The following is a 21240-nucleotide window of genomic DNA, read 5'->3' on the forward strand; positions in this document are numbered from 1 at the left end:
ACCAATAATTGCCCAGCCAGCGCAACAAAGTCCTGCCGCAATCGGTAGCTTACCACGACCATTTCACCCCGCCGCCCCACTTGATTCCTTCCGTTTCCGCTCCCCGGGTTATTGTTATCGGTGCCGGCTTTGCCGGCCTGGCCGCCGCGGCCTGCCTGGCCCAGCGCGGCTACGCGGTGACGGTGCTGGAAAAAAACGACGGCCCCGGCGGCCGCGCCCGGGTATTTCAGGCTCAGGGCTTCACCTTTGACATGGGTCCGAGCTGGTACTGGATGCCCGACGTGTTCGAGCAGTTCTTCGCCCGCTTCGGCCACCGCCCCGCCGACTTTTACGAGCTAGTGCGCCTCGACCCTTCGTACCAGGTCATCTACGGCCCCGGTGACGTGCTGCCGGTGCCCGCGGGCATGGACGCGCTGCGCCGCACCTTCGAGCAGCTGGAGCCCGGCGCCGGCCACCGCCTCGACGCGTTTCTGGCCCAGGCCGGCTACAAGTACGAAGTGGGCATGGGCAAATTCGTGACCAAGCCCGGCCGCTCGGTGCGCGAGTTTGCCGACCCGCGTCTGCTGGTAGATGCGGTGCGGCTGGACCTGCTTTCCAACATGCGCCGCCATGTGGGCCGCTTCTTTCAGAACCCCAAGCTGGTGAAGCTGATGGAGTTTCCGGTGCTCTTCCTTGGCGCCACGCCGCAGAACACGCCCGCGCTGTACTCGCTGATGAACTACGCCGACCTGGTGCTGGGCACCTGGTACCCGCTGGGCGGCATGCACGAAATCGTGAAGGCTATGGTGCGGGTGGCCGAGGAGCAGGGCGTGCGCATCGAGTACAACCAGGAAATCGAGGAAATCGAGGTGGCAGATGGCCGCGCTACCGGCGTGCGCACCGCTGCCGGCCGCTACGCCGCCGACGTGGTGGTGGCCGGGGCCGACTACCACCACGTGGAGCAGCACCTGCTGGCGCCCGAGCACCGGCACTACTCGCCCAAGTACTGGGATACGCGTACGATGGCGCCTTCGTCGCTGCTATTTTACGTGGGGCTGAAGCACAAACTGCACGGCGTGGAGCACCACAACCTGTTCTTCGACGAGGACTTCAACCAGCACGCCCACGAGATTTACGAGGCGCCGCGCTGGCCCGCCAAGCCGCTGTTTTACGCCTGCGTGCCCAGCGTAACCGACCCTTCGGTGGCGCCCGCGGGCCAGGAAAACCTGTTCCTGCTCATCCCCGTGGCGCCCGGCATCAGCGGCGACGACGAGGCCACCCGCCAGTGTTACTTCGACATGGTAATGGCCCGGCTGGAGCGCCACACCGGCCAGCCCGTGCGCGAGTGGGTGACCTACCAGCGCAGCTACGCCCACCGCGACTTCGTGGCCGATTACCACGCCTTCAAGGGCAACGCCTACGGATTGGCCAATACCCTGCGCCAGACGGCTATTCTGAAACCTTCGCTGAAAAGCCCCAAAGTCGCCAACCTTTACTTCACCGGCCAACTCACCGTGCCCGGACCCGGCGTGCCGCCGTCCCTGATTTCGGGGCAGGTGGTGGCCGGGGAGGTGGAGAAGGAATACCCGGTTCCCAAACCGGCGGCCCCAGCTCCGGCGGCGCCGGCAAGCGGGCTGAATCCCGTATCTTATAGTCAGCGCTGACGCGCGGCGCAAGCTTCCCCACCCGGTCCGCAGCCAGTTCTTACCTGCCTTGTCTTTCACCTGCCGCCGTGGCGGCGGGCGCTAGCAGCCCACACCAACAACACCCCGCATGGCCACTCTGCCGCCACCCGCCGTTTCGCCGCCGCCCGTCGTGGACCACGTGGCCCTGTTCGACCGGGCCAGTCTGGCCTGCAGCAAGCGCATCACCCAGTGCTACAGCACTTCGTTCACGCTGGGCATCCGCACCCTCGACGTGCGCTTTCACGAGGCCATTTACGCCATTTACGGCTTCGTGCGCTGGGCCGATGAAATCGTGGACACCTTCCACGACCGGGACAAGGCGGCCCTGCTGCGCGAGTTTCGCGACGAAACCTACCGCGCCATCGACGAGCAGTTCAGCATGAACCCGGTGCTGCACGCCTTCCAGCTGGCCGTGCACCGCTACGGCATCGACAAGGACTTTATCGAGGCCTTTCTGCACAGCATGGCCATGGATCTGGAGGATATCGACTACGACCAGCAGCTCTACGACGAATACATCTACGGCTCGGCCGAGGTGGTGGGGCTGATGTGCCTGCGCGTGTTCTGCGCGGGCGACGAGGCCGAGTTTGAGCGCCTGCGCCGCCCGGCCCGGCGCCTGGGGGCGGCTTTCCAGAAAATCAACTTCCTGCGCGACCTGCGTTCCGACTACGAGGAGCGGGGCCGCGTGTACTTCCCCGGCCTGCGCTACGAGGCCTTCGACGACGCGGCCAAGCGCGCCATCGAGGACGACATCCGGGCCGATTTCGAGGCCGGCTACGAGGGTATCTGCGCGCTGCCGCGCACGGCCCGGCTGGGCGTGTACCTCGCCTACGTGTACTACCTCAAGCTCTTCGACAAAATCCGCCAGCTGCCCGCCGCCCGTATTCTGGCCGGCCGCGTGCGCGTGCCCGACAACACCAAGCTGCTGCTGCTGCTCGGCTCGTACTTCCGCTACCGCCTGCGTGCCCTCTAACCCAAGCCGCCCCCAACCTCACTGACCCAGCGTTGCTACTGCTTACCTGCCTGACCGCCGTGCTTTCTACCGCCGATACCGACGCCCACTCGCCCTACGCGCTGCCCGCCCTGCGCCGCCACTACCGCCAGGCCGCCCACGACGAAGCTGCCAGTCGCCGCTTCCACGAGCTGATGAGCCAGTACACGGCCGACAACGCCGTGGTGCTGGCCTACAAAGCCGCGTCGGAAGCCATTCTGGCCAAGCACACCGGCGGGCTGTTCGACAAGCTCGACCGGGTGAAGACGGCCGGCCGCCTGTTCGACCACGCCGTGCGCCTCGACCCCAAGCACCCCGAAATCCGCTTTCTGCGCTTCAGCATCGAAAGCAACCTGCCCAGCTTCCTCGGCGCCAGCAAGCACGTGCAGGAAGACAAGGGCCTGCTGGTGCAAACGCTGCTGGAACACCCGCGCTCCGGCCTCGACGCGGAAGCCTTCCAGGTGGTGCGCGACTACCTAGTGCAGGGGAAGCACCTCAGCGACGAACAGGCCCACCGCGTGCGTCAACTGCCGATATAAACCTTTTGACAAGCCGCCTCCCGAACCACACCATGACCACTACCTCAATTCACCAACCCGCTACCGCGTTGCGGCGCCTGGGCAGCCTGTTGCTGCTCGGCCTCGGCAGTGCGGCGGGCCTACGCGCCCAGGGACTGGTGGTGCAGGGGCGAGTGGTGGATGAAAAGCAGCAGCCGGTGCCCTTCGTGAGCGTGGTCCTGCCCGACGGCAGCAGTGGCACGGCGACCAATGAAGTGGGCGAGTTCCGGCTGCGGCTGGCCGCCCCGGCACCGCAGCTGGTAGTGTTCGGCGTGGGGTACCAGCGCACCACGGCGGCCGTGCCCGCGGGCGGGCAGCCGCTCACCGTCACGCTGCCGGCCAGCGTGGTAGCCCTGCCCGAGGTGCGCGTCAGCAGCCGGGAGCAGGCCACGGCCCTGGTGCGGCGCGCCTACGCCAAGCTGTTGCGCCACCAGGCCGATACCTACTACGGCAAGGGCTTTTACCGCCAGAAAACCAGTCAGGCCGGGCAGTACCGCGAGTTTTTCGACGCCTTCGCCGATATCCGCTTTTCCCCGCAGAAAATCGACGGATGGGACTTGGGCGAGGCCCGCTTCGCCTATACGCCCGGCGGTGTCGACTTCACCAACTTTTCGGCCATTACCCGCCTGCTGCCCCTGTTTCAGACGGCCGCCGACAAGCCCAGCCGCCTGCTGCTGCCGCTAAGCCCGGCCGGCCTCCAGGTCTGCACGTTTTCGCTCGACGCCTACCTGACCGAGCAGGAGCGTGAGCTGGCCGTGGTGAGCTTCGCGCCGCCCGCCGGCACGCCCACCGCTGCCACCGGCAAGCTCTACATCGACCCGGCCACTGCCGCCCTGCACCGCCTGGAGCTGCTGCTGCCCGCCGACGCCATGCTCAACACCGGCGGCGCGAAAGGCCCGGGCGCCAGCCAGGAGGGCGCCATGCTGCACCTGACCACCGACTTGGTACCCGTGGCCGACTCACTCACCCGCCTGGCCAGCAAGCGGGCCGAGCTGGATATGCAGTTTCTGGTGCGCGAGGCTTTCACTGAGGATGTCCACGTGTCCTCGTACTTTCTAGTGTACCAGCTCACGCCGCGGCTGAAAGGGCAGTCGTACGCCGCCATGAGCCAGCAAACCAACGATTTGCAGCAGATTCGCAAGCGTCGCTACAACCCGCAGTTCTGGCGCGACAACGAAATCATCCGTGCCAGCCCCGTCGAAGAGCGGGTGGTGCGCGACTTCGAAGGCCGCCGGGTCTTCGGCCGCCTCTGACTCCGCTTCCGCCTTTCGTTATCCTGCAACCTTCTCTCTTTCTACGCGGTTAAGTTCTCACCATGTCGCTCAATCTCAGCGTCCGCATCGACCCGCATTCCGGCTTCTGCTTTGGGGTGATTTACGCCATCCAGATGGCGGAAGACATCCTCGACGAGCAGGGGTATCTGTACTGCCTCGGCGACATCGTGCACAACGACGAAGAGGTGGAGCGGCTGGAAAAGCGTGGCCTGCGCATCATCGACTACGCCACCCTGGCCGGGCTGCGCGGCGAGAAAGTGCTCATCCGGGCCCACGGCGAGCCGCCGAGCACCTACCAGATGGCCCTGCAGAACGACCTGACGCTCATCGACGCCTCTTGCCCGGTGGTGCTCAAGCTGCAGAACCGCATCAAGACCAGCTACGACCGGAAGGACAAGATTTTCATCTACGGCAAGCACGGCCACGCCGAGGTGCAGGGCCTGCTCGGCCAGACCCGCGGCGACGCGGTGGTGTTCGAGAACCTCGACGAGCTGCTGCGCCACGAGCTGCCCGCCAACATCACGCTCTACAGCCAGACCACCAAGAGCACCGACTCGTTTTACCGCATCAAAAACGAGCTGGAAACCCGCGGCTACCAGGTGTCGGCCAACGACACCATCTGCCGTCAGGTCTCGAACCGCGACCTGGAGCTGCGTCGTTTCGCCGCCGAGTACGACCAGGTGATGTTCGTGTCGGGCACGAAAAGCTCCAACGGCAAGGTGCTCTACCAAGCCTGCAAGGATACCAACCCCAACACCCACTTCATCTCCAAGGTCGACGAGCTGGACGCCGCGTGGTTCCGGCCCGGTCAGACGGTGGGCATCTGCGGCGCCACCAGCACCCCCATGTGGCTAATGGAAGACGTGCGCGACGCCTTGCTGCGCCTGTGAGGCGGTGAATGAGTGAGTAGCGAATGAGGGAAGTAGAAGAAAAAATCAACGCTGGCGCTGCTGTGAACGAGGATCCACTCATTCACTCATTCGCTCATCCACCGCGGGTGAAACCCGCGCCGCTGGGTTGGCGGGGCGTGGCAGTGGCCGGCCTGATTATCGTCTGCTGGTCGGCATTGCTGACGTTCCTGCTAGCTTTCTATCGGCCCGATTGGCGCACGCCCGCGCCCTACCTGCTGCTGCTGCTGCAGACCCACCTCTACACCGGCCTCTTCATCACCGCCCACGATGCCATGCACGGCGTGGTCAGCCCCAATAAGCGGCTCAACAATGCCATCGGTACCGCCGGGGCGCTGCTGTTTGCCTACAACTGGTTTCCGCGCCTGCTGCCCCGCCACCACGCCCACCACCGCCACGTGGCCACTCCCGCTGACCCCGATTTTCACGACGGTCAGCGCCAGGCGTTTCTGCCGTGGCTGCTGCGGTTTGCGCGCAACTACATTACCGTTTGGCAGGTGCTGCTGATGGCCGTAACCTACAACGTGCTAAAGTATTTTTTCCCGATGGGCAACGTCATTGCCTTCTGGATGGTGCCGGCCGTTCTTGCTACGGTGCAATTATTCTATTTTGGGACGTACCTGCCCCATCGTGGGGAACATGCGCCCGACAACCCGCACAAGTCGCGCACGCAGCTGCCGCATCACCTGTGGGCCTTCGTCAGCTGTTATTTTTTCGGCTACCACTACGAGCACCACGACCAGCCCTATTTACCGTGGTGGCGGCTTTGGCGGACCAAATGAAGGCTGAGCTTAGCAAATAGCTGACGCGGCAAAAGTCGATTGTCCTTCTTTTTTCCTATTTTTAGGTAGCCAAAGAAGAAGCCAGTGTTTTGGACTCCCGTCCAGGCCCGAATCGACATGCCCGCAACCCTTCGCCATACGCTCTGCCGTTACCGCCTGCTGGGCTGGCTGTTGCTGCTGGGCTGGCTGCTGGCGCCCGCCGCGCGCGCCGAGGTTCGTGACGATGACGATGAGGTGGGGCTGCCCGGCAGCCTGCGTTACGCCCCGCTGACTTCGGCCGAGCCGGAGTCGCTGCAGGCTGCCCGGCGCGAGCTGAAGCTGGCTACGGGTGGCTCGGCGGGCACTACCGCCGCCGCTCACGCGCGCGTGGCCACCGCGTTGCTGCACCTGCAGCGCTACGACCAGGCTCTGGGCCATGCCCAAAAAGCCCTGCGACTCTACCAACAGGCTGGCAAGCCCACGGCCGACACCTGGCTGCTGCTCGGGCGGGTGCGCTTCGCCCAGGGCGACACCGGGCGGGCCCGCGTCAGCTACGTGCAGGCCCTGAAGCAGTTCGGCAGCCTGCACGACGCCACGGCCGAAGCGCACACCTACGAGCACCTTGCCGACCTCTACGCCAGTGAGCGGAACTGGGCCGCTGCCCTCAACGGCTACCAGCGTGCCTATGGCATCTGGCAGCGGCTGGGCAATCTGCGCAGCGCCGCCGTGACGTTGCACGCCATCGGCCGCATGCACCTGGAGCAGCACCACTTTAGCCGGGCCGTTTATTACCTGCGCCAGAGCGCCGAGCAGTCCACCGCCCTGCACGACAGCGTGGGCGTGGCCTACGCCCTGCACAGCGCGGGCGAGGCTTACGCCACCGTGGTCGGCAACCAGGAAGTGGCCCTCGGTTACTACACCCGCGCCCTGGGCCAGCTGCCGCGCCACGCGCCGCCGGCCGAGCTGGAGGCCACGCTCTACGAGTCGCTGGCGCGGGGCAACGTGGCCCTGGGCAACGCCGAAACCGCCGAGCGGTACCTCGCGCGCGCCCAGCCCCTGGTGCAGCGGGCCGGCAGCAAGGCCCGCCTCGGGCAGGTCTACCAGAGCTTGTCGAACCTCTACCGGCAGCGCGGCGAAGTGGCCCCGGCGCTGGCGGCATTGTCGCGCTACGTGAGCCTGCAGGACAGCGCCGCCGCCGAGCGCCGCGCCGAGCAGGTGGCCGAGCTGCGCACGCGCTACGAAACCGAGAAGAAGGAGCGCGAAATTCAGCTGCTCATCAAAAAGCGGGAAGTGCAGGAAGCCAACCTGCGCCGGCAGAAGCTGGCCCGCAACGTGCTGGCCGTGGGCACCGTGCTGCTGCTGCTGACGGTGGCCGCCCTCTACCGCGGCCGCAAGGAGCAGTTGCGCATCAACCTGCTGCTGGAGCGCCAAAACGCCGCCATCAGCCGGCAGAAGGAGGAGCTGGACCGCCTGAACCGCACCAAGGACACGCTGTTTTCGGTGATTTCGCACGACTTGCGCAGCCCACTCAGCTCCCTGTACTCGCTGATGACGCTGTTGTCGCTCGGCAGCCTCTCGCAGGAGAAGATGGCCCAGCACACCGACCGCCTCACCCGTACCCTCGACACCACGCTGCGCCTGCTCGACAACATGCTCAACTGGGCCGCCACCCAGATGCAGGGCGGCGGGCCGCGCTCCGAGTACTTTCGTCTCGATGCCGTTGCCGAGGAATGCCTCTCGCTGCTGCTAGGCGACGCGGAGCGCAAGAATATTCTGGTAATCAATCATCTGCGCGAGGAGTACCCCGCCCGCGCCGACCTGAACATGACGCGCCTGGTGCTGCGCAATCTGCTCTCCAACGCCATTAAGTTCACGCCCTCGGGCGGCACCGTCACGCTCGCGGCCGAGCGGCAGGGCAAGTGGTGGCAGGTGAGCGTGCGCGACACCGGCGTGGGCATTGCCCCGGCCGACTACACCAAGATTTACGGCGAGGCGGGCCACCATACCACCCTGGGCACGGCCCGCGAGAAGGGCACCGGCCTGGGTTTGCGCCTCTGCAAGGACTTCGTGGAGCGCAACGGCGGCCAGCTCAGCTTCGAGAGCGAAGAGGGCCGGGGCTCGACGTTCCGCTTCACCGTACTGGCGGCGGAACCGTCTGCTGCCCCGGCCCCCGATGCGGCGGTGGCCCGTACCCGCTCCCTGGGAGCGGGGCCTAGTGTTGCCTCTAGTGTTGTCGCCGAATAAGCGCCTTGTTCACCACGCGCTCGGTCACCTGGTCGCGGTAAGTCTGGCCCAGCGGCAGGGCGCGGCCGCCCACTTTCACCTCCTGGCTGCTCAGTGACTCGATGCGGGCCGCGTTGACGAGGTAGGAGCGGTGCGTGCGCACGAACATGCCCACCGGCAGCTGCTCCTCGATGTTTTTCAGGTTCACCAGGGTCAGGTGCGTGCGCCCATCCACGGTGTTGATTTTGGTGAAGTCCTTGAGGGCTTCGATGTAGAGCACCTCGCGGTAGTGCAGGCGCACGAACTGCGAATCGGTGCGGATGAAGAAGGAACCCCAGCCGGAGAGCAGGTCGTCGGCGCCGGCGGGCGGGGCCTGGCTGGCCCGCAGCAGCCCGGCCACCTTGTTAACGGCTTTCAGGAAACGGTCGAGCGAAATCGGCTTGAGCAGGAAGTCGCACACGTCCAGGTTGAAGCCTTCCATGGCGTACTGGGGGTAGGCCGTCATCAGCACTACCAGCGGCGGCTCGTGCAAGGAGCGAACCAGGTCGAGGCCCGAGAGGTGGGGCATGGTGACGTCCGAAAACAGCACCTGCACGGGGTTTTCGAGCAGGTAGCTGTGCGCCTCCAACGGGTCCGTAAAGGTGGCCTTCACGTCCAGCACGTCCGTCATCGACACGTACGCCTGCAGCAGGTCCAACACCAACGGATCATCATCGAGAAGCAAGCAAGAAATCTTCATGGGCGGTAGAGCGGCAAGAACGGCGGTGAATATACTAAGCAGGCACCGCCCACGCTAGTTCATCCCCCAAAGAATGTCAGTTGACCGACTGCCAGAGGTAGTTGGTCGACCCCCGGGCAAAGGTTTTTTCATTTTAAGCAATTAAGGTGACAAGTTTTGCGTAAATAGAGAATGACCCGCCGACACCACCCGGCCACGTGGTAATCACCGCTGATTATCTGCGACTTGTACTCCACTTCCTGCTGCTTACCCTGTTGCACGCTTACCCTTTTCTGTCCCATGGCTCAGCTCAGCACTGCAGCCCCGCCCCCGGTGGTATTAGGGGTGGCGCTGACGATTGCGCGCCGCGAGCGGCCCCGGCCCCTGGCCTCTACCATCCGGACGCGTTCCGTTAAACTGCGCATCGACCCCTCGCTCGAACAGATATACCTGATCGAAGCGACCCTGCCGGGCAATCTGGAGTGCCTCGGCCCGCTTACCCAACCCGGCGTGGTGGCGCTGTACCTGCGCGCCGCGCGGCTGGAGCTGCTGCCCCCGGCCCATCCCAGCGGCCGGGCGCACCACCGCTCCGCGCTGGCGGCGCTGTCGAGCGGCAACTGTTTCATCACCACGCAGAGCCGCAAGGCGCTGCTAGCCGTTTTCGATGAGGAAGACATTCAGCCCGACCACATCGAAATGGAGGTTCAGGGCCGCGTGAACTTGCTCGACTACCTGCGGGCCGATTGGTTTACGCTGGAGCTGTCGGGCACGCACCGACGGCGCTTCAACCGGCCCTTGCCCCTGCGGTTGCAGCTTGAATTCGAAACCCAGATGGCGGCTCTGACCTAAAGCTGCCCCCGCGAAACGCCAGCGGCGGGCTGGTCGTCGGAGCGCTGCTCCAACGGCCAGCCCGCCGCAGTAGGTTGATGGTGTGCCCGCTAGTCAGCGGCTGGGCTTAGTGTACGGCGTTGGTTTTCTTGCAGCAGTCGGGCAGCCGGTCGTAGGCTTTGGCGTTGGCCGCAGTGGCGTCGGCGTCGTAGCCGGTGGCCGATACGGCGGCGCGCAGGGCCTCGGGCGTGGTTTTGTCGGCGCGGTAGGTCACTGTCAGCACCTGCGAGGGCACGTCGAGCAGGGCCGACTGCACGCCTTTTTCGTAGGCCAGGGACTTTTCGAGGCGGGCCTTGCACATGTCGCACACGGCCGAGGTTTTGATCTGCACCTGCTCGGTGCCGGGCTTGGCTTTGGCGGCCGGGGCGGTTTGGGCCTGGGCAGCGGCGGCGGTGAAAACAACCGAGAAAGTCAGCAGAAGGGAGCGGAAGAGGTTCATATCAGCAAAGAAGTCAAGCAAGAAGAAAATACCCGGCCGCGGCGGGCCACCGGGCGTTGGCAATAACTATTCCAGACGGAAGCGCAGGCCCACGTAGGTCAAACGCCCGTAGATGGGCCCCCAGTTCATGGCCGCGTCGAAGGTCGGGCCGAAGGGCTGATCGGCCGCGTCGATGGGGTTGCGCTGGCGGTAGTTGGTCAGGTTCTCCACACCCGCGTACACGTCCAGTCGCTTGAAGGCCCGGGTGAGCTGGGCGTTGAGCGTGGCGTAGCGCGGCGAGTAGAGCACCTTGTCGGGGCTGCCGGCGTCGTGCTGGTGCATGAGGCCGGGGGCGTAGGGGCGGCGGCCGTACCACTGGGCCGTCAGGTCGCCGCGCCACTTGTCGAAGGCGCTGGCGTAGCTGAGGTTGGCAAACAGGCGGTGCCGGGGCGTGAGCGGCTTGGGCAGCAGCTCGCCGCCGTAGGTGGTTTTCACGTCCAGCCACTTATAGGCTGCCTTGGCCTGCAGGCCCTTGAGCGGCTCCACCTGCACCTCGGCCTGGAAGCTGCGCGAGAAGGAGCGGCCTCCGGCCTCCAGGTTGCGGATCAGCAGCAGGGACGGCACCGTGTAGGGGTCGGCCACCACCTGGTTCTGGAACAGCGTGTGGTAGTAGTCGACCACGAAGGTGGCCTGCCGACCCGCCACCGTGAAGTACTGCGAGAAGCTGCCGCCCACGTTCCAGGCCTTTTCCGGCTGCAAATCGGTGGCCACGCTGAAGGGGCGGCTGCTTACCAGCATACCGGTGTTTTCGGCAATGGGGTTGGCCACGCGGTAGCCCCGACCGGCCGCCAGGCGCAGCACAGTGCTCTGGGTGGCGTCAAACTTCACGTTCAGGCGCGGGGTCAGAAACCAGCCGTAGAGGTTGTGGTAGTCGGCGCGGGCCCCGGCCACCACGGTCAGGTTCTTGGAGTTCTGGTAGGTGTACTCGGCAAAGGCCCCGGGCACGCGCTCGGTGCGGGCGCGCAGGCTGCGCAGCCGCTCCTGCGCAGCCGTTTCGCCCGCGCGGAAGCCGGTGCGCAGGTGCTCCTGGTAGTCGTCGTAGAGGTAGCTGGCGCCGAGGCGGTACACGTGGGCCGTGTTGCCGATGGCACTCTGGAACAGCAGGGTGGCCAGGCCGGTGCGCTGCAGGCCGTTGTACTGGCGCTGCGGGCGGAAGTGCCCGGCGTGGTCCGGGTCGTGGGTGTAGTCGAAGCTCACGCCGTAGGTGCTGGCCCCGTAGCTCGACTGGAAGTCGTGGCTGGTGCCCGATACCAGCAGGCCCAGGCTCTGGTAGGGCTTGGTGGGCCAGGTGTAGGAGGTCTTGCCGTAGGCCGTGTAGCGGGTGGTCTGCTGGGTGATGCCGTACGCCGCGTTGCTGGCGTCATCGGCCCGGAAATCCACCTGCCCGCCCTGCCGGGTTTCGCGCAGGGCGCCCATGCCCCACTCGCTCACCACGGCCTTGCCCGACTTGTACTTCCACTTGTTCAGCACGTTGTACTGGGTGGCCAGCGGCAAATCCAGGAAACCGTCTTTATTCCGGTCGACGCGGGTGCCGAGGTGGTCGGTGTGCAGCAGCAGGGCCGTGCTCCACTTCGCGTTGATGCGGGCCGAGGTGTTCAGGTTCAGGTCGAACTTGCCGAAGTCGTTGACATAGGCGTTGAACAAGAGCCGGTCAGTCTTCTCCGGCTCCTTCAGGCGCACGTTCACCTGCCCCGAAATCGACTCGTAGCCGTTGACCACCGAGCCCATGCCCTTGATGATGTCGATGCTCTCTATCCAGGGCCCGGCCAGGTAGTTCAGCCGGTACGGCGACGACAGCCCGCGCAACGCCGGCAGGTTGTCGACGGTTAGCAGGGAATAGCTGCCATCGAGGCCCAGCAGCTGAATCTGCTTGGCTCCGGAGGCTGCGTCGGTGGTCGTGACTTCCACTGAGGCGTTGGTTTCGAAGCTCTCCGCCAGGTTGCAGCAGGCCGACTTGGTCAGGTCGCGGCTGCTGATGACCTGGGTATTCGTGGGCGTGAGCGAGGAGTAGCTCGGCGCCCGGTCGGTGATGACGACTTCCTGCAGCTCGGCGTTGGCTTTCAGCGCAATGCGCACGTAGGGCCCGGCCTGCACCGTGTCGGCGCGGTAGCCGAGGGCATTGACGACGAGGCGGTCGGAGGTGGCTTTGGTAGAGTAGGGCAGCACAAACAGGCCCCGCTCGTCGGTAGTGGTGGCCTGGTCGGTGCCGAGCCAGCGCACCACGGCGCCGGGCAGCGCGGCGCGGGTGGCGCCGTCGGTGACTTCGCCCCGGGCGGGGGCGGCGGATGATTGGGCGAAGGCGGCGGGCGCGGCTCCCAGCGTGAGCAGGGGCAGGGCGCGCAGCACGCAGCTTCGCAAAGTAGCGGCCATGAGGTCAGAAAGTTAGAATTCTTCCGGCGGTTGAGCACCAGCTACGGTCGAGCTGATGGGACCAGGGCGCACCCGCGGGTACCGCCCTGGCGGCGCGAAGAATCCTGCTCTAGACCACGAGCACGCACACGAACGTCAGCAGCGCCCGGCCCGCGCGGGCTGGGGGCGAGGCATCGGCGGCGTGCAGAATACGCGTTTGGGCAGCAACCGCAGCGGCGGCGGGCTGGGGCCACATCGGCGCGGGGGGCAGCACGGCCACCAGGGCCGGCACCGGCACTTTGCCCAAGCCCAGGTCGTGGGCCGAGGCGTCGACCTTGTGGTGGTGGGCGCTGAACTCGCAGCACCCATCCTTGACGCTCGGCTGTTTCAGCGGGGCCGGCCGCTGGCACCCGGCTACCGTCATGCCGGCGGGGGCGCAGCCGTGGTGCGGCGTGAGCACCACCGCCCGCTGGGTGCGGCCGCTCAGGTGGCAGGTGTGCTGCTGCACCGTCAGGCCCACCGAAGCGGTAAGGACCAGCAGGGCCAGCCACAGGCTGGTAAGGCGCAGGAGCAACGAGCGTTGGTTCACAACCCAAAGATACAAGCCGCCGCGCGGATGACCTGGTACAGAATGCGGCGCGGTGCGTGCAGGATTTGGAACGCAGCGCGGGCTTGGCTTCGCCTGCCTGCGGTTCCGTTCGCGTCCGCTTGAACAAAATCAGTGGATGGCTCCTGGCGGACGCGGGCTCAAGCCTTCGCCACAGCCTTGCCGGTCCTGGCACGTTCTGGCGTCTGCCATTTTGGCAACGGTCTTACTGGATTTACCACTTTCTTCCCCACTCGCTACCACGCACAGTTAAAAACCGCCCAAACAGGCCTGTTAAGCGCATTTTATCAGGTGGTAGAAAATGGTAAAAGGTGGTGGCCTTTTCACGAGGCTTGCGTACTTTTGCTTACCGACCCTGTTTTCCATCCTCACCATGCACCTGCTCTCCGGCGAATACGACTGCAAGCTTGACCCGAAAGGGCGGCTCGTGCTGCCGGCCAAGGTGAAGGCCAACCTGCCCGAGCAGTCGGGCAATCAGCTGGTGCTGGTGCGCGGCTTCGAGCCCTGCCTGGTGCTCTACCCGCGCTCGGCCTGGCAGGTGATTCACGAGAAGGTGATGGCGCTGGACGAGTTCAACGAGGAATACCGGCAGTTTCAGCGCAACTTCTTCCGTGGCATGACCGAGGTCGAATTCGACAACATCGGCCGCTTCGGGCTGCCGGGCTCCATGCGCCGCTACGCCGGCATCGAGAAGGAAGCCATTGTGGTGGGCATGGGCAACCGCTGCGAAATCTGGGACCCCACGCGCTACGACGAGTTCCTGATCAAAGACCAGCAGAGCTTCTCCAAGCTGGCCCAGAAGTTTCTTACCACCGATACCCCGCCCGCCGGCGGCCTCGCCGCATGAGCATGGACACCCCCAACGCCACGTACCACCGCCCCGTGATGCTGCAGGAGTGCCTCGACGGCCTCGACCTGCGCCCCGAGGGCCGCTACGTCGACGTGACTTTCGGCGGTGGCGGACACTCGTGGGCTATTCTGGAGCAGCTCGGGCCGCAGGGCCACCTGTTTTCCTTCGACCAGGACGCCGACGCCGAGCGGCAGGCCCAGGTGCTGCAGCAGGGCCCGCGCGGCGACCGGTTTACCTTCATCCGCGCCAACTTCGGGGAGCTGCAGCGCGAGCTGGACAACCGCGGCGCTATTCCCGTGGACGGCCTGCTGGCCGACCTGGGCGTGTCGTCCTACCAGTTCGATACCCCGGAGCGCGGTTTCAGCACCCGCTTCGACGGGCCGCTGGACATGCGCATGAACCCCGACGAAGGCCCCACGGCCGCCGACGTGGTGAACGACTACTCGGAGGGCGAGCTGCACCGCATCTTCGGCATGTACGGCGAGGTGCAGAACGCCCGCACCCTGGCCAAAGCCGTGGCGCAGGGCCGGGGTACTCGCGGCATTCAGACCATTGCCGACCTCAAGAAAACCATTGCCAGCTGCACCCCGCGCGGCAAGGAAAACAAGTACCTCGCGCAGGTGTTTCAGGCCCTGCGCATCGAGGTGAACAACGAAATGGACGTGCTGAAGGCCATGCTGGAGCAATGCGCGCAGGTGCTGCGGCCCGGCGGCCGGCTGGTGGTCATGTCATACCACTCCCTGGAAGACCGGCTGGTGAAGAACTACCTGGCGGCTGGCAAATTCTTCGGGGAGGCCGACAAGGACCTGTACGGCAACCCCCAAAAGCCCTTCGAGGTGCTGACGCGCAAGCCCATTACCGCGTCGGAGGAAGAACTGCAGCTGAACAACCGGGCCCGCAGCGCTAAATTGCGGATTGGAATCCGGAACGATTTCCCGCTGAACCCTAAGTCCTGAACCGTCCGTGGCTGTAAATACCGCTCGTCCACCCGCCGCCCAGCCGCGCCAGAACACGCCGCGCGAAGTGGTGCCGCCCCCGGCGCCTGAGCCCACGCGTGCGCCCGAACCGGACGCCGAGCCCGCGCCCAAAGCCGAGCGCGCCCCGCGCCCCGAGCCCAAGCCGCGCAAGCAGTCGACGTGGAGCATCTTCTCCCTGGTGGAGCGGGTGGTCAACGTCGACGGGCTGTTTCGCGACGGGGTGCCAGTGCGCTTTCTGCCGCACACGCTGTTCGTGATGTTCCTGATTCTGGTCTACATCGGCAACACGCACTACGCGGCCCGCATGAACCGCAGCATTCAGCGCCTGAAAACCGAAACCGAAGACCTGCGCGCCGACTACACCACGCTGTCGGCCGACTACATGGAGGCCAGCAAGCAGAGCGAGGTGGCCCGCAAAGTGGCCGCCTACGGCCTCGTGGAAAGCTCCTCGCCGCCGTTCAGCATCAAGGTGCCGGCCGGCGGGCTGGAAGAAGCCAGGCTCGACGAGCTGCCGGTGCTGACGGCCGACTCCATTGCCGCCCAGGCAGTGCGCGACTCGCTGGCCGCCGCGGCCACCGCGCCCGTGCTACCGGCCGCCGAACCGGAAACGGCCCCCGAAGCCGAACCGCAACACTAACGCCCACCAGCCATGAGCAAGCAGCAACAGGGCAGCGTTAAGAAATCCATTGTCACCCGGGTGCGCCTCGCCTTCCTGGGCGTGCTGCTGTTTTCCAGCGCCATTGTCTGGAAGATTCAGCGCATTCAGTACCAGGAAGGGGAGAAGTGGCGCTCCTTGGAGCAGCAGCGGCGCATCGTGTACCAGCCGGTGTTTGCCACCCGCGGCAGCATTTTCGCCGCCGATGGGCGCAGCATCATGGCCACCTCGCTGCCCTTCTACCGGGTGGCCTGGGACCCGTCGGTGGTAAGCAGCGAGCTGTTCGACAGCAAGGCCGATTCGCTGGCTTTGCTGCTCTCCCGTTTTTTCGGGGACCGGAGCCCGCGCGAATACCGCCAGCGGCTCGTCAACGCGTATAAAAAGAACAGCCGCTACATCCGCCTGAACTCGCGGCAGATCAACTTCCAGGAAAAGAAGCTGCTGGCCTCCTGGCCCATTTTCCGGGCCAAGCGCAAGGGCGGCGTCATCTTCGAGAAAGTGGACAAACGGTTCCGGCCCTTCGGCGGGCTGGCCCAGCGCACCATCGGCTTCGTGAACGAAGAGAAGCACGGCGCGGGCCTGGAGTACACCTACAACAAGGAGCTGGCCGGCAAGGACGGCGAGGCGCTGTTTGAGCGCCTGCCCGGCGGCCTCAAGCCCGTGTACGACGGCTCGGAAATCAAGCCCCAGGCCGGCTTCGACATCCGGACCACCATCGACATCAACCTGCAGGACGTGGCCGAAAACGCCCTGCTGCGCAGCCTGATGGACAACAACGCCCAGTACGGCACGGTGATTCTGATGGAGGTGAAAACCGGCGAAATCAAGGCCGTAGCCAACCTGGGCAAGGTGGCCGAGGGCGTGTACCGCGAGGACTACAACTACGCCATTGCCGACCAGGGCCGCACCGAGCCCGGCTCCACCTTCAAGCTGGCCTCGATGATGGCCCTGTTCGAAGACAACCCCGAGCTGGACCTCACCGACACCGTGAATACCGGCCGCACCGGCTCGATGAAGATTGCCGGGGCCGTCAAAACCGACTCCCACCCTTACGGCCGCATCACCGTGCAGCAGGTGTTCGAGAAGTCCTCCAACATCGGGGTGGCCAAGCTGGTCAACGACCATTTCGCCGCCAAGCCCGCCGACTACACCGACTACCTGAAGAAGTTCGGGCTGCACCAGCCGCTGGGCTTCCAGATGTCGGGCGAGGCCAAGCCCTATGTGAAGGACCCCACGGACCGCTCCTGGAGCCACACGTCGTTGTCGACCATGAGCATCGGCTACGAGCTGAAGCTGGCCCCGCTGCAGACCCTGGCCTTCTACAACGCCGTGGCCAACGACGGGGTGAAGATTCAGCCGATGATTGTCAAGGAAATCCGCCAGGACGAGCAGGTGCTGGAGCGGTTTGAGGCCAAGGTGCTCAACCCCAAAATCTGCTCCGACGCCACGCTGGCCAAGGTGAAGGCCATGATGGAAGGCGTGGTGACCCACGGCACCGCCCGCGGCATCCGCACGCCCGATTTCGGCATTGCCGGCAAAACGGGTACGGCCTGGAAATTCAAGAACGGCCGCTACACCAAGACCTATTCGACTTCCTTCTGCGGCTACTTCCCGGCCGACAAGCCCAAGTACTCGTGCATCGTGGTGGTCGACTCGCCCAAGAACGGCCGCATCTACGGCGCCGACGTGGCCGCCCCGGTGTTCCGCGAAGTGGCCGACAAGGCCATGGCCCGCGACCAGGCCAGCCAGCGCCCCCTGCTGGCCCGCGCCCCGGTGCGCAAAACGCTGGTGCCCGCCAGCTACGGCGGCATGCAGGAGGATCTGCAGCTGATCTGCAACCACATGGGCGTGACCAACCAGGCCGCCGGCACCGCCCCCGACGACTGGGTGCAGGGCCAGGCCGCCGAGGGCGCCCGCCAGGTGCAGTGGAATGCCCTGCCGGTGCGCCGCGGCCGCATGCCCAGCGTGGCCGGCCTCAGCCGCCGCGACGCGCTGTTTCTGCTCGAAAACCGCGGCCTGCGCGTGCGCACCGTGGGCGCGGGCCGGGTAGCCCGCCAATCCGTGCCGGCCGGTGTGCCGGTGACGCGCGGCGCCACGGTGGTGCTGGAGCTGAAAGACCCTACGCTGGTGGCCAAGGCCCCGGCGCCGGTGCTGCCCTACGCCCCGCCCAAGCCCACCGTGGCCCCCGAGCCCACGGTGATTCCCGAGCCGGTGTCGCCCACGGGCCAGCCCATCACCCGGCCCGACGAGCTGTTTCCGGGCCAGAAGCCGGCCCGGCCCAAATCGGCTGCCGCCCAGCCCGTGGGCCGCAGCCGCGCCGGCCGCCGGGCCTAATTTCTTCCGCTGACTTTCCCGCTTTTCCGCCTTGACTTCTTCCCAATCCGCCTCTCACCAACTCACTGACCTGCTCGCGGCCGTAACGGTGCGGGAGCAGCGCGGCCCGGCCGATGCCGAAGTGCGCAGCCTCACGCTCGATTCGCGGCAGGCCGCGCCCGGCGCGGTGTTTTTCGCCCTGCGCGGCGTACAGGCCGACGGGCACCAGTTCATCCCGAAAGCCGTGGCCCAGGGCGCTACGGCGGTGGTGTGCGAGGAGCTGCCGGCCGAGCTGAGCGAAGCGGTGAGCTACGTGCTGGTGGCCGACAGCGCTGAGGCCATGGGCCACATGGCGGCGGCCTTCTACGGCCACCCCAGCAAGCAGCTGCAGCTGGTGGGCGTGACGGGCACCAACGGTAAAACCACCTGCGCCACGCTGCTGCACAAGCTGTTTTCGGCCCGCGGCTACAAGGCCGGCTTGCTCTCGACGGTGCAGAACCAGATCGGGGAGGACGTCATTCCGGCCACGCACACCACGCCCGACGCCATCCGGCTCAACGAGCTGCTGGCGCGCATGGTGGCCGCCAAGTGTACCCACGCCTTTATGGAAGTCAGCTCGCACTCGGTGGTGCAGCACCGCGTGACCGGGCTGCAGTTTGCCGGCGGCCTGTTTACCAACCTCACCCACGACCACCTCGACTACCACGGCACCTTCGACAACTACCTGAAGGCCAAGAAAGGCTTTTTCGACATGCTGCCGGCCGGGGCTTTTGCCCTCACCAACGCCGACGACAAGCGCGGCATGGTGATGCTGCAGAACACCAAGGCCCGCAAAGCCACCTACTCCCTGCGCGGGGCCGCCGACGTGCGCGGCCGCCTCATCGAAAACAGCGTGGAAGGCCTGCTGCTGGAAGTGGACGGGCGCGAGGTGCAGTTTCGCCTGATCGGGGTGTTCAATGCCTACAACCTGCTGGCCGTGTACGGCGCGGCCGTGCTGCTGGGCGAGGAGCCCGAAGAAACGCTCACGGTACTGTCGGGGCTGACCTCGGCGCCGGGCCGCTTCGAGCCGGTGGTGTCGCCGCGCAAGCGCGTGGTAGGCATCGTGGATTACGCCCACACGCCCGACGCGCTGGAAAACGTGCTGCAGACCATTGCCGACATCCGCCGCCCCGAGCAGGCCGTCATCACGGTGGTGGGCTGCGGCGGCAACCGCGACGCGGCCAAGCGTCCCATTATGGCCGACCTAGCCTGCCGCCTCTCTGACCGCGCCGTGCTCACCTCCGACAACCCGCGCTACGAGGACCCGCAGGTTATCCTCGACCAGATGCAGGCCGGCGTGCGCCCCACCGACGCCGATAAATACCTCACCGTGCCCGACCGTCGCGAAGCTATCCGCACCGCTTGCGCCCTGGCCCGCCCCGGCGACATCGTGCTGGTGGCCGGCAAAGGCCACGAAAACTACCAGGAAATCCAGGGACAGCGCACCGCCTTCGACGACCGGCTGGTGCTGCAGGAGGCGTATGAGTTGCTGAGCTTATGAGGCCGTTGTTAGAACGTCATGTCGAGCGAAGTCGAGACATCTCGCGTGCTGACGTCCGAGAGTAATAGCCGGACAACAGGATTTTACTACCTGGCATCAGCACGCGAGATTCCTCGACAAGCTCGGAATGACGTTCAGGTGAGTTCGTTCAACACCACCGGAATAGCACAAAATCACGACAAACGCAACGTTTGACCACTGCCGAAAAAGCCGAAAATTTGCGGCTTCCTGACGCCTGAACCGGCGTCGCACCAGCCCTGACCAATGCTCTACTACCTCTTCGATTATTTGCACCGCCACTACAACGTGCCCGGCACGGGGGTAATGCAATACACCTCGTTCCGCGCCGCCATGGCCGTGGTCACCTCGCTGATTATTGCCCAGCTGTTCGGCAAGCAGCTGATTGCCATTCTGCGGCGGCGGCAGATCGGGGAGGGCATCCGCGACCTGGGCCTGGCCGGGCAGATGGAGAAGAAGGGCACCCCGACCATGGGCGGCCTGATCATCCTGCTGGCCATTCTGGTGCCCACGTTGCTCTTCGCCAAGCTCGACAACATCTACGTCATCCTGATGCTGCTCAGCACCGTGTGGCTGGGCCTCATCGGCTTCGTCGATGACTACATCAAGGTGGTGAAAAAGGACAAGGAGGGCCTGGCCGGGCGCTTCAAGATGCTGGGCCAGATCGGGCTGGGGCTGACGGTGGGCTGGGTGCTCTTCTTCAGCCACGACGTGACGGTGCGCCAGTACCTGCTGCCGAACGGGCAGTTTTCGGCCGTCGATGCCAGCCGGTATTATCAGGACGTGAAGCTGATGATTACCACCATTCCCTTCGCCAAAAACAACGAGCTGAACTACGGCGACCTGTTTGCCACCGCCGGTGACTTTTTCAACGAGTACTACGCCTTCTTCTACATTCCCATCGTGATTTTCATCATCACGGCGGTGTCGAACGGGGCCAACATCACCGACGGCCTCGACGGGCTGGCGGCCGGCACCTCGGCCATCATCGGCACTACGCTGGGCATCTTCGCTTTTGTGAGCGGCAACGCCGTGCTGGCCGACTACCTCGACATCATGTTCATTCCGAACGTGGGCGAGCTGACCATTTTCTGTACCGCCTTCGTGGGCGCCTGCGTGGGCTTTTTGTGGTACAATAGCTACCCAGCGCAGGTGTTCATGGGCGACACCGGCTCGCTGGCCATCGGCGGCATCATTGCGGTGCTCTCGCTCATCGTGCGCAAGGAGCTGCTGATTCCGGTGCTCTGCGGGGTGTTTCTGATTGAAAACCTGTCGGTTATCGTGCAGGTGAGCTACTTCAAGTACACCAAGAAGAAGTACGGCGAAGGCCGCCGCCTGCTGCGCATGTCGCCGCTGCACCACCACTACCAGAAGCTGGGCTACCACGAGTCCAAAATCGTGTCGCGCTTCTGGATTGTGGGCATCATGCTGGCCGTTCTCACTCTCGTGACCCTGAAACTGCGCTAACC

The 21240-nt window shown here is 65.4% G+C and carries 18 protein-coding genes; 14 read left to right on the forward strand and 4 right to left on the reverse strand.

Annotation, left to right across the window (positions count from 1 at the left end; genetic code table 11):
- Positions 1-80: 80 nt before the first annotated feature.
- The 7 genes from FDY95_RS25890 to FDY95_RS25920 all read left to right on the forward strand — a co-directional run bounded on the left by FDY95_RS25890 (position 81) and on the right by FDY95_RS25920 (position 8399).
- Positions 81-1643, forward strand: a complete 1563-nt coding sequence (locus FDY95_RS25890; RefSeq protein WP_246074131.1) for a phytoene desaturase family protein — start codon at positions 81-83, stop codon at positions 1641-1643.
- A 109-nt stretch (positions 1644-1752) separates the two neighbouring features.
- On the forward strand, positions 1753-2637 hold the full coding sequence (locus tag FDY95_RS25895; RefSeq protein WP_138082650.1) for a phytoene/squalene synthase family protein: 885 nt from the start codon (positions 1753-1755) through the stop codon (positions 2635-2637).
- 59 nt (positions 2638-2696) lie between these two features.
- Positions 2697-3194, forward strand: a complete 498-nt coding sequence (locus tag FDY95_RS25900) for a hypothetical protein (RefSeq protein WP_138082652.1) — start codon at positions 2697-2699, stop codon at positions 3192-3194.
- 32 nt (positions 3195-3226) lie between these two features.
- The gene (locus FDY95_RS25905; protein ID WP_138082654.1) at positions 3227-4465 is read left to right on the forward strand and encodes a carboxypeptidase-like regulatory domain-containing protein; all 1239 of its coding nucleotides are present in this window, start codon (positions 3227-3229) and stop codon (positions 4463-4465) included.
- Between the two features lie 62 nt (positions 4466-4527).
- Positions 4528-5376, forward strand: a complete 849-nt coding sequence (locus tag FDY95_RS25910; protein WP_138082656.1) for a 4-hydroxy-3-methylbut-2-enyl diphosphate reductase — start codon at positions 4528-4530, stop codon at positions 5374-5376.
- Positions 5377-5483: 107 nt separating this feature from the next.
- A complete protein-coding gene (locus tag FDY95_RS25915; RefSeq protein WP_246074132.1) occupies positions 5484-6176 on the forward strand; it encodes a fatty acid desaturase in 693 nt (230 codons plus the stop codon).
- Between the two features lie 117 nt (positions 6177-6293).
- Entirely contained in the window at positions 6294-8399 is a 2106-nt protein-coding gene (locus FDY95_RS25920; RefSeq protein WP_138082660.1) for a tetratricopeptide repeat-containing sensor histidine kinase, read from the forward strand.
- Here the strand turns inward: FDY95_RS25920 and FDY95_RS25925 are convergent.
- The gene (locus FDY95_RS25925) at positions 8380-9117 is read right to left on the reverse strand and encodes a LytR/AlgR family response regulator transcription factor (protein ID WP_138082662.1); all 738 of its coding nucleotides are present in this window, start codon (positions 9115-9117) and stop codon (positions 8380-8382) included. The genes FDY95_RS25920 and FDY95_RS25925 overlap by 20 nt on opposite strands.
- Before the next feature lie 279 nt (positions 9118-9396).
- On the opposite strand from FDY95_RS25925, the gene FDY95_RS25930 reads away from it, so the two are divergent.
- Positions 9397-9945: a hypothetical protein gene (locus FDY95_RS25930; protein WP_138082664.1), complete on the forward strand. Its 549-nt coding sequence runs from the start codon at positions 9397-9399 to the stop codon at positions 9943-9945.
- A gap of 106 nt (positions 9946-10051) precedes the next feature.
- On the opposite strand, the gene FDY95_RS25935 is transcribed toward FDY95_RS25930, so the two are convergent.
- The 3 genes from FDY95_RS25935 to FDY95_RS25945 all read right to left on the reverse strand — a co-directional run bounded on the left by FDY95_RS25935 (position 10052) and on the right by FDY95_RS25945 (position 13400).
- Complete coding sequence (locus FDY95_RS25935) at positions 10052-10423, reverse strand: heavy-metal-associated domain-containing protein (protein WP_138082666.1); 372 nt, start codon at positions 10421-10423, stop codon at positions 10052-10054.
- Positions 10424-10489: 66 nt separating this feature from the next.
- A complete protein-coding gene (locus tag FDY95_RS25940) occupies positions 10490-12832 on the reverse strand; it encodes a TonB-dependent receptor (RefSeq protein ID WP_138082668.1) in 2343 nt (780 codons plus the stop codon).
- 109 nt (positions 12833-12941) lie between these two features.
- A complete protein-coding gene (locus FDY95_RS25945; RefSeq protein WP_138082670.1) occupies positions 12942-13400 on the reverse strand; it encodes a hypothetical protein in 459 nt (152 codons plus the stop codon).
- A 391-nt stretch (positions 13401-13791) separates the two neighbouring features.
- On the opposite strand from FDY95_RS25945, the gene mraZ reads away from it, so the two are divergent.
- The 6 genes from mraZ to mraY all read left to right on the forward strand — a co-directional run bounded on the left by mraZ (position 13792) and on the right by mraY (position 21238).
- Positions 13792-14265 carry a division/cell wall cluster transcriptional repressor MraZ gene (gene mraZ, locus FDY95_RS25950; protein ID WP_138082672.1) on the forward strand — a complete coding sequence of 158 codons (474 nt, stop codon included), beginning with the start codon at positions 13792-13794 and terminating at the stop codon, positions 14263-14265.
- 2 nt (positions 14266-14267) lie between these two features.
- Complete coding sequence (gene rsmH / locus FDY95_RS25955; protein ID WP_138082674.1) at positions 14268-15224, forward strand: 16S rRNA (cytosine(1402)-N(4))-methyltransferase RsmH; 957 nt, start codon at positions 14268-14270, stop codon at positions 15222-15224.
- Positions 15225-15231: 7 nt separating this feature from the next.
- Positions 15232-15882: an FtsL-like putative cell division protein gene (locus FDY95_RS27090; protein WP_317129522.1), complete on the forward strand. Its 651-nt coding sequence runs from the start codon at positions 15232-15234 to the stop codon at positions 15880-15882.
- 12 nt (positions 15883-15894) lie between these two features.
- Positions 15895-18234 carry a penicillin-binding protein gene (locus FDY95_RS25965; protein ID WP_138082676.1) on the forward strand — a complete coding sequence of 780 codons (2340 nt, stop codon included), beginning with the start codon at positions 15895-15897 and terminating at the stop codon, positions 18232-18234.
- Between the two features lie 31 nt (positions 18235-18265).
- Positions 18266-19753: a UDP-N-acetylmuramoyl-L-alanyl-D-glutamate--2,6-diaminopimelate ligase gene (locus FDY95_RS25970; RefSeq protein WP_394348405.1), complete on the forward strand. Its 1488-nt coding sequence runs from the start codon at positions 18266-18268 to the stop codon at positions 19751-19753.
- Positions 19754-20017: 264 nt separating this feature from the next.
- Positions 20018-21238, forward strand: a complete 1221-nt coding sequence (gene mraY / locus FDY95_RS25975; RefSeq protein ID WP_138082678.1) for a phospho-N-acetylmuramoyl-pentapeptide-transferase — start codon at positions 20018-20020, stop codon at positions 21236-21238.
- Positions 21239-21240 lie beyond the last annotated feature (2 nt).

Origin of the sequence: Hymenobacter jeollabukensis, from assembly GCF_005771675.1 — a bacterium.
GTDB lineage: Bacteria > Bacteroidota > Bacteroidia > Cytophagales > Hymenobacteraceae > Solirubrum > Solirubrum jeollabukense.

Excerpts from the sequence above, each read along its gene's own strand:
- FDY95_RS25940 (WP_138082668.1), bottom strand. The coding sequence starts at position 12,832 with ATGGCCGCTACTTTGCGAAGCTGCGTGCTGCGCGCCCTGCCCCTGCTC.
- FDY95_RS25910 (WP_138082656.1), top strand. The coding sequence starts at position 4,528 with ATGTCGCTCAATCTCAGCGTCCGCATCGACCCGCATTCCGGCTTCTGC.
- FDY95_RS25895 (WP_138082650.1), top strand. The coding sequence starts at position 1,753 with ATGGCCACTCTGCCGCCACCCGCCGTTTCGCCGCCGCCCGTCGTGGAC.
- mraZ (WP_138082672.1), top strand. The coding sequence starts at position 13,792 with ATGCACCTGCTCTCCGGCGAATACGACTGCAAGCTTGACCCGAAAGGG.
- FDY95_RS25935 (WP_138082666.1), bottom strand. The coding sequence starts at position 10,423 with ATGAACCTCTTCCGCTCCCTTCTGCTGACTTTCTCGGTTGTTTTCACC.
- rsmH (WP_138082674.1), top strand. The coding sequence starts at position 14,268 with ATGGACACCCCCAACGCCACGTACCACCGCCCCGTGATGCTGCAGGAG.
- FDY95_RS25965 (WP_138082676.1), top strand. The coding sequence starts at position 15,895 with ATGAGCAAGCAGCAACAGGGCAGCGTTAAGAAATCCATTGTCACCCGG.
- FDY95_RS25930 (WP_138082664.1), top strand. The coding sequence starts at position 9,397 with ATGGCTCAGCTCAGCACTGCAGCCCCGCCCCCGGTGGTATTAGGGGTG.
- FDY95_RS25925 (WP_138082662.1), bottom strand. The coding sequence starts at position 9,117 with ATGAAGATTTCTTGCTTGCTTCTCGATGATGATCCGTTGGTGTTGGAC.
- FDY95_RS25920 (WP_138082660.1), top strand. The coding sequence starts at position 6,294 with ATGCCCGCAACCCTTCGCCATACGCTCTGCCGTTACCGCCTGCTGGGC.
- mraY (WP_138082678.1), top strand. The coding sequence starts at position 20,018 with ATGCTCTACTACCTCTTCGATTATTTGCACCGCCACTACAACGTGCCC.
- FDY95_RS25905 (WP_138082654.1), top strand. The coding sequence starts at position 3,227 with ATGACCACTACCTCAATTCACCAACCCGCTACCGCGTTGCGGCGCCTG.